Source organism: Streptomyces sp. NPDC036815 (assembly GCF_055609205.1).
This window is the reverse complement of record NZ_JBVJPW010000006.1, coordinates 164,611-179,479: the sequence shown is the minus strand read 5'-3', so window position 1 is coordinate 179,479 and position 14,869 is coordinate 164,611. Positions and strand designations below refer to the sequence as shown.

Here is a 14,869-nt window from a genome sequence, read left to right as displayed (position 1 = left end):
ACCCATGCCGGACAACGACAAGCTCCTCGAATACCTCAGGCGTGCCACCGCGGACCTGGGCGACGCCAGACGGCGCCTGCGCGAGGCGGAGGACGCGCACCACGAGCCCGTCGCGATCGTCTCCATGAGCTGCCGCTACCCCGGCGGCGCCGACACCCCCGAGCGGCTGTGGGACCTCGTCGACAGCGGCACCGACGCCATCACCGAATGGCCCACCGGCCGCGGCTGGGACACCGAGGCGCTCTACCACCCGGACCCCGACCACCCCGGCACCTCCGCCACCCGCCACGGCGGCTTCCTGCACGACGCCGCCGACTTCGACCCGGGCTTCTTCGGGATCTCGCCGCGCGAGGCGCTCGCCATGGACCCGCAACAGCGCCTCGTCCTGGAGACCGCCTGGGAGGCGGTCGAACGCGCGGCCATCGACCCGGCCGCGCTGCGCGCCACCCCGACCGGCGTGTTCATGGGCGCGATGCGCAACGACTACGGCAGCGCCTCGCGCGACGTCCCCGAACTGCAGGGACTCCTCGACACCGGCACGGCCACGAGCGTCGTCTCGGGCCGCGTCGCCTACACCCTCGGCCTCGAAGGCCCCGCGATCAGTGTCGACACCGCCTGCTCGTCGTCCCTGGTGGCCCTGCACCTCGCGGTCCGTTCGCTGCGCGCCCGCGAGTGCTCCCTTGCCCTCGCGGGCGGTGTCGCGGTGATGGCGACACCGGACGCGTTCGTCGCCTTCAGCCGCCAGCGGGCCCTGTCCGCGGACGGGCGCTGCAAGGCGTTCGCGGCCTCCGCCGACGGCACCGGCTGGTCCGAGGGCGCCGGGGTCGTCCTCCTGGAGCGCCTCGCGGACGCCCGGCGCAACGGCCACCAGGTCCTCGCCGTGATCCGCGGCTCGGCCGTCAACCAGGACGGCGCCAGCAACGGCCTGACCGCCCCCAACGGCCCGGCCCAGGAACGCGTCATCGCCGACGCCCTCGCCGACGCCCGGCTCGCGCCCGGCGAGGTCGACGCCGTCGAGGCGCACGGCACCGGCACCCGCCTCGGCGACCCCATCGAGGCGCAGGCCCTGCTCGCCGCGTACGGGCAGGGCCGTTCCGGTGAACAGCCCCTGTGGATCGGCTCGTTGAAGTCCAACATCGGCCACACCTCGGGTGCGGCCGGCGTCGGCGGCGTCATCAAGATGGTCATGGCCCTGCGCCACGGGCGGCTGCCCCGCACCCTGCACGTGGCAGAGCCGACCCCGTTCGTCGACTGGTCGCGGGGCGCCGTCCGCGTGCTGACCGAGTCCCGTCCCTGGGAGCCGCGGGGGCGGCCGCGCCGGGCCGGAGTGTCCGCCTTCGGCGTGAGCGGCACCAACGCCCACCTCGTCCTCGAAGAGGACACCGCACAGGACACCGAGGAGGCGGCCGCCGCACCGCGGAGCGCCCCCGCCGCGGGCCCGCTGCCGTGGGTGCTCTCCGCCCGCGACGAGGACGGCCTGCGCGCCCAGGCCGCGCGCCTGCTCGCGCACGTCGAGGCCGCGGCGGGGGACACGGCGGGCGACTCGGCCGGGCCCGTCCCGGCCACGGACGGCGCCGTCGGCCGGGCCCTCGCGACCACCCGGTCCGCCTTCGAGCACCGCGCCACCGTCGTGGCGGACGACCGGGCCGGATTCGTCGAGGGACTGACCGCGCTCGCCGCGGGAACCCCCTCTCCGCGCCTGGTGCGGGGAGCCACCGGGGCCGTCGGCAAGACCGTGTTCGTCTTCCCCGGGCAGGGCTCGCAGTGGCCGGGCATGGCGGTCGGCCTCCTCGACACCGCCACGGTGTTCGCCGACCGGATGGCGGCCTGCGAACGGGCCCTCTCGCCGTACGTGGACTGGTCGCTGGAAGAGGTCCTGCGCGGCACCGAAGGCGCCCCGTCCCTGGAACGCGTCGACGTGGTGCAGCCCGTGCTGTTCGCGGTGATGGTGTCACTGGCGGTGCAGTGGCGCTCGTACGGGATCGAGCCGGACGCGGTGGTCGGGCACTCCCAAGGGGAGATCGCCGCCGCCTGCGTGGCGGGCGCGCTCTCCCTCGACGACGCGGCCAAGGTCGTCGCCCTGCGCAGCCGGGCCCTGGCGGACATCGCGGGGCGCGGGGGCATGGCGTCCGTGCCGCTGCCCGCGGCCGACCTCGGCCCGCACCTGGAACCGTGGGCCGGACGGCTGTCCGTCGCGGCCGTCAACGGGCCCTCGACCACGGTCCTCTCCGGGGACCCGGAGGCGATCGAGGGGGTGGTGGCCGCCCTCGCCGAGCAGCACGTGCAGGCCCGCGTCATCCCCGTCGACTACGCCTCGCACTCCGCGCACGTCGAGGAGATCGCGGAACGGCTGCACACCGCCCTGGCGGGCATCGCGCCGCGCGCCGCCGAGGTGCCGTTCTACTCGACGGTCGACGCCGACTGGGTATCCGACACGACGGTCCTCGACTCCGCGTACTGGTACCGCAACCTGCGACGGACGGTGCGCTTCGAAGACGCCGTCCGCGGCCTGCTCGACCAGGGGTACGGCTTCTTCGTCGAGGTCAGTGCCCACCCGGTACTCACCCCGGGTGTGGAACAGACCGCCGAGTCCGCGGGCCTCGAACGGCCCGCCGCCGTGCTCGGCACGCTCCGCCGCGACGACGGCGGGCAGGCCCGCTTCCTGCTGGCCCTCGGCGAGGCCCACACCCGCGGTCTCTCCCCCGACTGGTCCCGCGTGTTCGACGGCCACGCGGCGGCGGCCGACCTGCCCACGTACGCCTTCCGGCGGCGCCCCTACTGGCTGGAGACGCCACCCGCGCCGACCGCGGCGGCCCCCGTCGATCCCGTGGAGGACCGCTTCTGGGAGGCCGTCCGCACCGGCGACCTGCCCGAGCTGACCGCCACCCTCGGCGTCGGACCCGACGAACCGCTCAGCGCCGTCCTGCCCGCGCTCGCCACCTGGCGCGAGCGGCGCGCCGCGCTCGCCACCGTCGACTCCTGGCGCTACCGGCCCACGTGGCGGCCCCTGCCCGAGCCCGCCGCCGCGCGCCTGTCCGGCACCTGGCTCGTGCTGGCGCCCGCCTCGCCCGCGTCGCCCGCCGGGGACGCGTGGAGCCTCGCCTGCGCACGCGCCCTGGAGGACGCCGGGGCCACCGCGGTCACCGTCGTCCTCGACGAACCCGACGCCGCACGCGGTCCGCTCGCCGCCCGGCTCACCGACGCCCTGGCGGGCGCCGTGCCCACGGGCGTCCTCTCGCTGCTCGCCACCGACGAACGGCCGCACTCGCGCCACCCTGCGGCGCCCGTCGGCGCCGCCCTCAACCTCGCCCTGGTGCAGGCACTGGGCGACGCGGGCATCGCCGCACCGCTGTGGTGGGCCACCCGCGGCGCCGTCGCCGTCGGCCCCGCCGACCCGGTCGTCAGCCCCGCCCAGCACGTCAGCTGGGGCCTCGGCCGCTGCGCCGCCCTGGAACACCCGCGCCGCTGGGGCGGTCTCGTCGATCTGCCGCCGGAGCCGGACGTACGGGCCGCGACCCGGCTCTGCGCGGTGCTCGCCGAGCCCGGCGACGAGGACCAGCTCGCCGTGCGCGGCGCGGGCGTGCACGGCCGACGGCTCGTCCGCGCCCCGCTCGGCGACGCCACGCCCCGCCGCACCTGGACCCCGCGCGGCACCACGCTGATCACCGGCGGTACCGGCGGCCTCGGCGCGTACATCGCCCGCTGGCTCGCCCGGCGGGGCGCCGAACACCTCGTCCTCGTCAGCCGCCGCGGCCCCGAGGCACCCGGCGCCGACGCACTCGTCGAGGAACTCGCCGACCTGGGCTCCCGCGCCACCGTCGCCGCCTGCGACATCACCGACCGCGACGCCCTCGCCGCGCTCGTCGCGGACCTGGCGGCGGACGGCCGCGAGATCCGGTCCGTGCTGCACGCCGCCGCCGGGGGCTCGCTCGTGGCACTCGACGAGACGGATACGGCCGAGTTCGCCGACACCCTGCACGCCAAGGCGCTGGGCGCCACGAACCTGGACGCGCTGTTCGACGGGGACACGCTCGACGCCTTCGTGCTGTTCTCGTCCATCTCCGGCGTATGGGGCAGTGCGATCCACGGCGCGTACGCCGCCGCCAACGCCCACCTCGACGCGCTCGCCGAGAACCGCAGGGCGCGAGGGCTCACCGCCACCTCCGTCGTGTGGGGCATCTGGAGCCCCGAGGGCGGCGGCATGGCGGCGAACCTCGCCGAGGACCAACTGCGCGCCCAAGGCGTGGTGTTCATGCCGCCCGCCACCTGTGTCACCGCCCTCCAGCAGGTCCTCGACCACGACGAGACCCTCACCGTGATCGCCGACATCGACTGGGGCCGGTTCGCCACCGTCTTCACCACCGGCAGGCCGAGCCCCTTCATCGGCGGTGTCCCCGAGGCCGGGGCCGCCCTGGAGCCGGGCACCGCCCCGGCCCACGAGGACGTGGCCCCGGCCGCCGGAAGCCTCCGCGACCGGCTGCGCGACCTGGCCGAACCCGAGCGCGAACGCGTCCTGACCCACCTTGTGCGCACCGAGGCCGCCGCCGTACTCGGCCACGACGACGCGCACTCCATCGCGCCCGAGCGCGCCTTCCGCGACCTCGGCTTCGACTCGCTGACCGCGGTGGAGATGCGCAACCGGCTCACCGCCGCGACCGGTCTGCGGCTGCCCGTCACCGTCGTCTTCGACTACTCCTCGGCCGGCGCCCTCGCCCGCCACCTGCGCACCGAACTCCTGGGCGGCCCGGTGCCCGGGTCCGCCGCGCCGGTGGCGCGCGCCACCGCGGACGACGACCCGATCGTCGTCGTCTCCATGAGCTGCCGCTACCCGGGCGGCGTCACGACCCCCGAGGAGCTGTGGCGGCTCGTCGCCGAAGGCCGCGACGCGGTCGCCGAATTCCCCGCCGACCGGGGCTGGAACCTCGACGCGCTGCACGACGCCGACCCCGGCCGGTCCGGCACCGGCTCCGCGGCGGCGGGCGGCTTCGTCTACGACGCGGGCCGCTTCGACGCGGACTTCTTCGGGATCTCGCCGCGCGAGGCGCTCGCCATGGACCCGCAGCAACGGCTCCTCCTGGAGACCTCCTGGGAAGCCCTGGAACGGGCGGGCATCGACCCGCACACCCTGCGCGGCAGCCGCACCGGCGTCTTCGCGGGCGCCGCCTACCAGGGGTACGGCGGCAGCATGGACGACATCCCCGAAGAGCTCGAAAGCCTCTTCGTCGCGGGCATCTCCACCAGCGTCCTGTCCGGCCGCATCGCGTACACCCTCGGTCTGGAGGGCCCGGCCGTGACCGTGGACACGGCCTGCTCGTCCTCGCTCGTCGCCGTCCACCTGGCCGCGCAGGCGCTGCGTGGCGGCGAGTGCGCCCTCGCCCTCGCGGGCGGCGCCACCGTCATCGGCTCGCCGCTGACCTTCACCGGGTTCAGCCGGCAGCGCGGGCTCGCCTCCGACGGCCGCTGCAAGTCCTTCGCCGCGTCGGCCGACGGCTTCGGCATGGCCGAGGGCGTCGGGCTGCTGCTCCTGGAGCGGCTGAGCGACGCCCGGCGCCTCGGCCACCCCGTGCTCGCCGTCCTGCGCGGCTCCGCCGTCAACCAGGACGGCGCCAGCAATGGCCTGACCGCCCCCAGCGGCCTCGCCCAGCAGCGCGTGATCAACGAAGCCCTCGCCGACGCCGGTCTGTGCGCCGCCGACGTCGACGCCGTGGAGGCGCACGGCACCGGCACCACGCTCGGCGACCCCATCGAGGCGCAGGCCATCCTCGCCACGTACGGACAGGACCGCGAAAAGCCCCTGCATCTGGGCTCGTTGAAGTCCAACATCGGGCACAGCCAGGCCGCCGCCGGCGTCGCGGGCATGATGAAGATGATCCTCGCCCTGCGCCACGAGCTCCTCCCGGCCACCCTGCACGTGGACGCACCCTCCCCGAACGTCGACTGGTCGACCGGAGCGGTCTCGCTGCTCACCGAACCCGCGCCCTGGCCCGCGGACGGCCGCCCCCGGCGCGCCGGAATCTCCTCCTTCGGTCTGAGTGGCACCAATGCCCACGTCATTCTCGAACATCCGCCCACGCAGCAGGAGTTAACGCAGGCCGAGGCTCCGGTCGCGGACGTTCCGTGGGTGCTCTCCGCGCGGACCCCCGAAGCCCTGCACGAGCAGGCCGTGCGGCTGCGCGCCCACGTCGCCGACCGGCCGGGACTGCGCCCCGCCGACGTCGGGCACTCCCTCGCCACCACGCGCACCGCCTTCGAACACCGCGCCGCCGTCGTCGGCCGCGACCGGGACACCCTGCTCGCCGCGCTCGACACCCTCATCGACGGACGCACCGGCCCCGGCGTCGTACGCGGTACCGCCGCCCGGGACCACCGCGCCGTGTTCGTGTTTCCCGGTCAGGGGTCGCAGTGGGCGGGGATGGCGGGTGAACTGCTTGAGGGGTCGCCGGTGTTCGCGGCTCGGGTCGTGGAGTGTGCTGAGGCGTTGGCGCCGTTCACGGACTGGTCGTTGCTGGATGTGCTGCGTGGGTCTGACGGTGCTGCGTCGTTGGAGCGGGTGGATGTGGTGCAGCCGGTGTTGTTCGCGGTGATGGTGTCGTTGGCGGAGGTGTGGCGGTCGTACGGGGTGGTGCCTGCTGCGGTGGTCGGGCATTCGCAGGGGGAGATCGCCGCTGCTTGTGTGGCGGGGGCGTTGTCCCTGGAGGACGCCGCCCGCGTCGTCGCCCTGCGCAGCAAGGCGCTGGTGGCCCTGACCGGCCGGGGCGCGATGCTGTACGTCCCGCAGCCCGTGGAGAGCGTCGAGGCCCGACTCGCGCCCTGGGCGGGCCGGTTGGACATCGCCGCCGTCAACGGCCCCACGACGGTGACCGTCTCGGGAGACCCCGACGCCCTGGCCGAGCTGCACAACGCGCTCGCCGACGACGGCGTGCTGTGCTGGCCCATCCCCGGCGTCGACTTCGCCGGGCACTCCCCGCAGGTCGAGGAGATCCGCGACGAACTGCACACCCTCCTCGCCGGAATCACCCCGCGCCCCGCCCGCGTGCCTTTCTACTCGACCGTCACCGGCACCGAACTAGACACCACCGGCCTCGACGCCACGTACTGGTACCGCAACCTGCGCGAGCCCGTCGCCTTCCGCCGTGCCGTGGACGCCCTCCTCGCCGCCGGGCACCGCCTGTTCGTCGAGGCCAGCACCCACCCGGCGCTCACCGTGTGGATCCAGGAGGCCCTGGACGCAACCGACGGCGCCGGTGGCGTGGTGGGCACCCTGCACCGCGACGAGGGCGGCCGTGCCCGCGTGCTCACCTCTCTCGCCGAACTCCACGCCCTGGGACACCCGGTGGACTGGGACGCGGTCTTCGACGGCACCGGCGCCCGCCGGTGCGAGCTGCCCACCTACGCCTTCCAGCGCCGCCACCACTGGCTGGAGCCCGCGCCCCGGAGCGCGGTCACGGACGGCGCCGGCCCCGTCGACCAGGGCTTCTGGGACGCCGTGACCGACCAGGGCCCGGACGCCCTCGCCGACCGCCTGCGCATCGAGGACGACGACGTGCGCGCGGCCATGAGCACGGTGGCGCCCGCGCTCTCCGACTGGCTGCGCGGCAGCCGGACCCGGTCCACGCTGCACTCCTGGCGCCACCGCGTCACCTTCAAGGCCCTGACCCAGGAGGCGGGTACGAGCCTGGCGGGGACCTGGTGGCTCGCGATACCCGAAGCCGCCGCCGACACCCCGGCCGTCGCCGCCTGCGCCCGGAGCCTGCGCGAGCACGGCGCGCACGCCGTCCTGGTCGAACTGGGCGCCGAGGACGCGGGGGACAGCGGTCGGCGACCGCTCGCCGACCGCCTGCGCTCCCTCGCCGAGACGTCCCCGGCCGACGGGGTGCTGTCCCTGCTGGCCCTCGACGAATCCCCGTACGCCGACGGGACGGCCCTGCCCACGGGCCTGGCCCTCACGACCGCACTGCTGCAGACGCTCGGCGACGCCGACGTACGGGCCCCACTGTGGTGCGCGACCAGGGGCGCGGTCGCCGTGGGCCGCTCCGACCGCCTCGGCGCACCGCTCCAGGCGCTGCACTGGGGCCTCGGCGGGGTCGCCGCCGTCGAGTACCCCGAGCGCTGGGGCGGGCTCGTGGACCTGCCCGAACGCCTCGACGAGCGGGCCCTCGGCAGGCTCGCCGCCGCCCTCGCGCACCCCGGCGGCGAGGACCAGCTCGCCGTACGCGCCTCCGGAGTCTTCGCACGGCGCCTCGCCCACGCCGAACCGCGGGGCGAGCGCGCGAGCACCGGCTGGACGCCCGACGGCACCGTCCTCGTCACCGGCGCCACCGGCGGGCTCGGCGCCCGCATCGCCCGCAGGCTCGCCGACAGCGGCACCGCACACCTGCTGCTCACCAGCCGCGGCGGCCCCGACGCCCCCGGCGCCGCGGCACTCGCAGCCGAACTCACCGCCATGGGAGCGGAGTTCACCCTCGCGGCCTGCGACGTCGCCGACCGCGACGACCTCGCACGGCTCCTCGACGCCATCCCGGCGACGCGGCCGCTGCGTGCCGTCTTCCACGCCGCGGGCGTCCTGGACGACGGCGTCCTCGACACCCTCACGCCCGAGCGCGCCGCCGCAGTGCTGCGCCCCAAGACCGACGCCGCACTCCATCTCGACGCGCTCACCCGGGACGCGGACCTGACGGCGTTCGTGCTGTTCTCCTCGCTCGCCGGGACCCTCGGCGGCACCGGACAGGGCAGTTACGCCGCCGCCAACGCCTTCCTCGACGCCCTCGCCCGGGCCCGCCGCGACCGAGGTCTGCCCGCCACCTCCGTGGCCTGGGGCCTGTGGGGCGGTGACAGTCTCGCCGCGGGCGCCACCGGCGAACGGCTCGTCAGGGACGGCCTGCCCGCCATGGACCCGGAGCTCGCCGTCGACGCCCTGTGGCAGGCCCTGGACGACGACGAGACCCGTCTGATCGTCTCCGACTTCGCCTGGGACCGCTTCGTGCGCGCCTACACCGCGCTGCGACCCAGCGCCCTCCTCGGCGACCTCCCGGAGGTGCGCCGCGCCCTTGCCGAGAGCGCTGCCGCGCCCGGCGGGGGAGCGGACGGTTTCGCCGCCCGGCTCGGCGCCCTGTCCGAGGCCGAGCGCACCGGGCAACTGGCCGCCCTGGTGCGGGCGCGGGCCGCCGACGTCCTCGGTCACGACGACCCCGCCGCGATCGAACCGGAGCGGGCGTTCAAGGATCTCGGCTTCGACTCGCTGACCGCCGTCGAACTCCGCAACCGCCTGGCCGAGGCCACCGGCCTGCGCCTCCCGGTCACCCTGGTCTTCGACCACCCGACCACCACGGCGCTCGTCGAGCACCTGCGCGCGGAACTGCCCGGCGCCCCGGCGGCCGACGCCGTGCCCGCCCCCGCGCCCCGCACCGCCCTGGACGACGACCCCGTCGCGATCGTCGCGATGAGCTGCCGCTTCCCCGGCGGCGTCACCAGCCCCGAGGAGTTCTGGCGGCTCCTGGCCGACGGCACCGACGCGGTCTCCGGATTCCCCACCGGCCGAGGCTGGGACCTGGAGGGGCTCTACGACCCCGACCCGGAGAAGGCGGGCCGCACCTACACCCGCGAGGGCGGCTTCCTCTACGACGCCGACCACTTCGACCCCGCCTTCTTCGGCATGTCGCCCCGCGAGGCCCTCGCCGTCGACCCGCAGCAGCGGCTCCTCCTCGAGACCGCCTGGGAGGCGTTCGAACGCGCGGGCATCGACCCGCGGACCGTCAAGGGCCGTGACGGCGGCGTCTTCGTCGGCTCCAGCCACCGCGACTACGGCTCCCGCGTCACCGAGCCGCCCGAGGAGCTGGAGGGCTACCTCGGCATCGGCAGCGCGGGCAGCGTCGCCTCCGGGCGCATCGCCTACACCTTCGGTCTGGAGGGCCCGGCCGTGACCGTGGACACGGCCTGCTCGTCCTCGCTGGTCGCCCTCCACATGGCGGCGCAGGCGCTGCGCGGCGGCGAGTGCTCCCTGGCGCTCGCGGGCGGTGTCACCGTGATGGCGACGCCGGGCGCGTTCGTCGAGTTCAGCCGCCAGCGCGGTCTCGCGGCCGACGGCCGGTGCAAGCCGTTCGCGGCCGCCGCCGACGGCACCGCGTGGGCCGAGGGCGCGGGCATGGTGCTCCTGGAGCGCCTGTCGGACGCCCGCGGGAACGGCCATCCCGTCCTCGCGCTCGTACGCGGTTCCGCCGTCAACCAGGACGGCGCGAGCAACGGCCTCACCGCGCCCAACGGGCCCTCCCAGCAACGCGTCATCCGCCAGGCCCTCGCCGGCGCGGGCCTGGCGCCCGGCGACGTCGACGCCGTGGAGGCGCACGGCACCGGCACCAAACTCGGCGACCCCATCGAGGCGCAGGCCCTGCTCGCCACGTACGGGCAGCAGCGCCCCGCGGAACGCCCGCTGCTCGTCGGGTCGTTGAAGTCCAACATCGGGCACAGCCAGGCCGCCGCGGGCATCGCGGGGATCATCAAGATGGTCCTCGCCATGCAGCACGGCACGCTCCCCGCGACGCTCCACGTCGACCGGCCGACGCCCTACGTGGACTGGTCCGCGGGCCACGTGCGGGTGCCCACCGAGAACACCGCCTGGCCCGAAGGCGACCGCCCGCGCCGCGCCGCCGTCTCGTCCTTCGGCGTCAGCGGCACCAACGCCCACACCATCCTGGAACACGTCCCCGCCCCCGCGACGCCCGCCCAGACACCTCCGGCCGGCCCCTGCCTGCCCTGGCTCCTTTCCGCCCGCGGCGAGGAGGCCCTGCGTGCCCAGGCCCGCCGCCTCCTCGACCACGTCACCACCGCACCCGCGCCCGCCCCCGACGCCGTCGCGAAGGCCCTGGCCACCGGACGCAGCTCCTTCGCGCACCGGGCCGTCCTCCTCGGCGCGGACCCGGCCGCCCGGACGGCCGCCCTGACCGCGCTCGCCGACGGCACCGCCTCGGCCGACGTGCTCACGGGCATCGCGGGGCGGGGCGGCAAGACCGCCTTCCTGTTCCCGGGTCAGGGCAGCCAGCGCCTCGGCATGGGGGCCGAACTCCTGGCCCGTTTCCCGGTGTTCGCCGATGCCTTCGACGCGGTGTGCGCGGAGTTCGAACCGCTTCTGGACCGGCCGCTGCGCGACGTCGTCCACGCCGCGGCGGGCAGCGAGGAGGCGGCGCTGCTCGACGCCACGGCCTACACCCAGCCCGCCCTGTTCGCACTCGGCGTCGCCCTGCACCGGCTCGTCGAGTCCTACGGGGTGCGGCCCGACCTCGTCACCGGGCACTCCGTGGGGCAGCTGGCCGCCGCACACGTCGCAGGAGTGCTCTCGCTCCCCGACGCCGCCACCCTGGTGGCCGCCCGGGGCCGTCTGATGCAGGCCATGCCCGACGGCGGCGCGATGATCGCGCTCAGCGTGCCCGAGGCGGAGCTGCTGCCCCAACTGGCGCGCAGGGAAGGTGAGATCGCCGTCGCCGCCGTCAACGGGCCCGCCGCGACCGTCCTGTCCGGCGACGCGGCGGCCGTCGAGGAGATCGCGGCCCACTGGCGCTCCAAGGGCGCCAGGACCCGGCGGCTCACCGTCAGCCACGCCTTCCACTCGCCGCACATGGACGGCATGCTGGCCGCCTTCCGGGCCGTCGCCGAACAGGTCACCTACCACGAGCCGCTAATCCCCGTCGTCTCCGATCTGACCGGCGGCCTCGCCACCGCCGACGAACTGCGCGACCCCGGCCACTGGGTCCGCCACGTCCGCTCCACCGTCCGCTTCCACGACGTCGTACGCACCCTGGAGGCCGAGGGCGCCACCGCGCTGGCCGACCTCGGACCCGACGGGGCCCTGGCCGCGCTCGGCCAGGACTGCCTGACCGGGGCGGCGGACGACGTCGCCTGGGCGCCGCTGCTGCGCAAGGACACGCCGGAGCCCGCCGCCCTCACCGCCGCCCTGGCCCGCCTGCACGTCCACGGCGTGCACGTCGACTGGGCGCCGCTCTTCACCGATGTGCCCGACACCCATGTCCCGCTGCCCACGTACGCCTTCCAGCGCTCCCGCTACTGGCTCGCGCCCACCCCGGCGGCGGGCGACATGCCCGCGGCGGGCCTTCTGCCGTCCGAGCACCCGCTGCTCGGCGCCGGCTCCCCGCTCGCCGACACCGGCGGCTTCCTGTTCACCGGACGGCTGTCCGTGGCCGCCCACCCCTGGCTCGCCGACCACGCCGTCCACGGCGGCCCGCTGTTCCCCGCCACGGCCTTCCTCGAACTCGCCGTCCACGCGGGCGACCGGACCGGCTGCGCGGAGGTCGATGAACTCACCCTGGAAGCGCCCCTGACCCTGCCCGAGCGAGGCGCCGTCACCCTCCAGCTCACCGTCCAGGCACCCGACGCGACCGGCGGGCGGGCCTTCGCCGTCCACGCGCGGCCCGAGCACGCCGCGCCCGACGAGCCCTGGACCCGGCACGCGAGCGGCCGCCTCGGCGACGGCACACCGCCGCGGACCCACGACCTCACGGCGTGGCCGCCCGCCGGCGCCGAACCTCTCGACGTCGACGACCTCTACGAGCGCCTCGCCGCAGGCGGCTTCGCCTACGGGCCCGCCTTCCAGGGCCTGCGCGCCGCCTGGCGGCTGGGCGCCGACGTCTACGCGGAGGCGCGCCTGCCCGAGGCGCAGCAGCCGGACGCGGGACGCTACGGCCTGCATCCGGCGCTCCTCGACAGTGTGCTGCACTCCCTTGCGTTCGGCGTGCTCGAAGGCAGCGAGCAGGGCTGGCTGCCGTTCTCCTGGAGCGGCGTGCGGCTGCACGCGTCGGGCGCGGCGGCCCTGCGGCTGCGCATGACGCCCACGGGGCGCGACACCGTCGCCCTGACGATCGCCGACCCCACCGGAGCCCCGGTCGCCGAGGCCCGCTCCCTGGTGCTCAGGCCGGTGACGGCCGAACGGCTCCAGGAGTCCCGCACGGGCGCGTACGAAGACATGTTCCGGCTGGAATGGCCCGTCGCCGCGTCCGGCGCGCACGGCCCCGATTCGCTGGTCGCGCTCGGGGACGGCTTCACCGGGCTCGCGCCGGTCCACGCCGACCTCACCGCCCTGGGCGCGGCGGTCGACGCGGGCGCGGAGGTGCCCGATGTCGTCATGACCGCTCTGCCGGGCACGGACAGCGGTGATCCGGCTCGGGGCGTGCATGAACTCACCGCTCACGCCCTGCGGTTGGTGCAGGACTGGCTCGCCGACGAGCGCTTCGAAGGGGCGCGGCTCGCCTTCGTCACCGAGGGCGGCGTCCCCGTGGAACCCGCCGACGACGTGCCCGACCCGGCGCACGCCGCCGTGTGGGGCCTGGTCCGCACCGCGCAGACCGAGAACCCCGACCGGTTCGTACTCGTCGACACCGACGGCGACGCCGCCTCGCGCGCCGCCCTGACCGCGGCGCTCGCCACGGGCGAGCCCCAACTCGCCCTGCGCGCCGGGCAGCTCCACACCGCACGGCTGGCCCGCGTCCCCGGCTCCCTGCCCGCGGGCGAAGCACCCTGGGACCCCGACGGCACCGTACTCATCACCGGTGGCACCGGCTCCATCGGCGCCCTGGTCGCCCGCCACCTCGCGGGCCGGCACGGCGTGCGCCACCTGCTGCTCGCCAGCCGCACCGGACCCGCGGCCGACGGCGCGGACGCCCTCCGCGACGACCTCGCCGCCCTGGGCGCCGACGCCGAGATCGTCGCCTGCGACGCGGCGGACCGGGACGCCCTGGAGAAGCTCCTGGACGGCCTGGAGCACCCGCTGCGCGCGGTCGTGCACACCGCGGGCGTCATCGACGACGGCGTGGTCGCCGACATGACGCCCGAGCAGCTGCACCGCGTGCTGCGCCCGAAGGTCGACGCCGCCGTCAACCTGGACGAGCTGACCGCCGGGCACGACCTGCGCGCGTTCGTCGTGTTCTCCTCCATCGCCGGTGTCTTCGGCGGCATGGGGCAGGCCAACTACGCCGCCGCCAACGCCTTTTTGGACGCCCTCGCCCACCGCAGGCGCGCCCGCGGCCTGTCCGGCGTCTCGCTGGCCTGGGGCCTGTGGGCCACCGGCGGCGGCATGACCGGGCACCTCGGCGCCGCCGACCTCGCCCGCATCGCCCGCGGCGGCATCGTCGCCTTCGCGCCGGCCGACGGCATCGCCCTCTTCGACACGGCCACCGCGCTGGACGCGCCCGCCCTCCTGCCGCTGCGCCTGGACACCCGCGCCCTCGCGGAACAGGCCACCGCGGGTGGGGTGCCCGCCTTCCTGCGCGGACTCGTGCGCACCCCCGTACGCCGCGCCGCCGCGGGCGAAGGGCCCGGCCCCGACGCCGCGGACGCGCTGCGCGGGCGGCTGGCGGGCCTGCCGCCGGCCCAGCGCGAACGGGTCCTCGTCGACGTGGTCCGCACCCACGCCGCGCTGGTGCTCGGCTTCCCCGACCCGGTGGCCGTCGCCGCCGAACTCCCCCTGCTCGACCTGGGGTTCGACTCGCTCACCGCGGTGGAGCTGCGCAACCGGCTGCGCGCCGCCACCGGCCTGCCGCTGCCCGCGACCCTGCTCTTCGACCACCCCACGGCCGCAGCGGTCGCGCGCCACCTCACCGAGGAGCTCGCCCCCGAGGACGTCGCGGGCCGGCCCGCCCCCGCGGTCCTCGCCGAACTCGACCGCCTGGAGGCCGCGGTCCGCGACACCGTGCGGGACGACGGCGCCCGCAGCGCGCTCACCGCCCGCCTCCAGGACCTCCTGGAGACGCTGCGCCCCGACACCGGCCCCGGAGCGGACGACGTCGAGGACCGCATGGGCTCCACCGACGACGAGCTCTTCGACTTCATCGACGGCGAACTCGGCAGGCCATGAGGCAACCCCGCG

Annotated in this window: 1 protein-coding gene; it reads left to right on the top strand. The window is 76.1% G+C overall.

Annotated elements, in window-relative coordinates; all coding sequences use genetic code 11:
* Positions 1-4: 4 nt before the first annotated feature.
* A complete protein-coding gene (locus ACZ69I_RS15550; protein WP_470832608.1) occupies positions 5-14,857 on the top strand; it encodes a type I polyketide synthase in 14,853 nt (4,950 codons plus the stop codon).
* Positions 14,858-14,869: the final 12 nt, after the last annotated feature.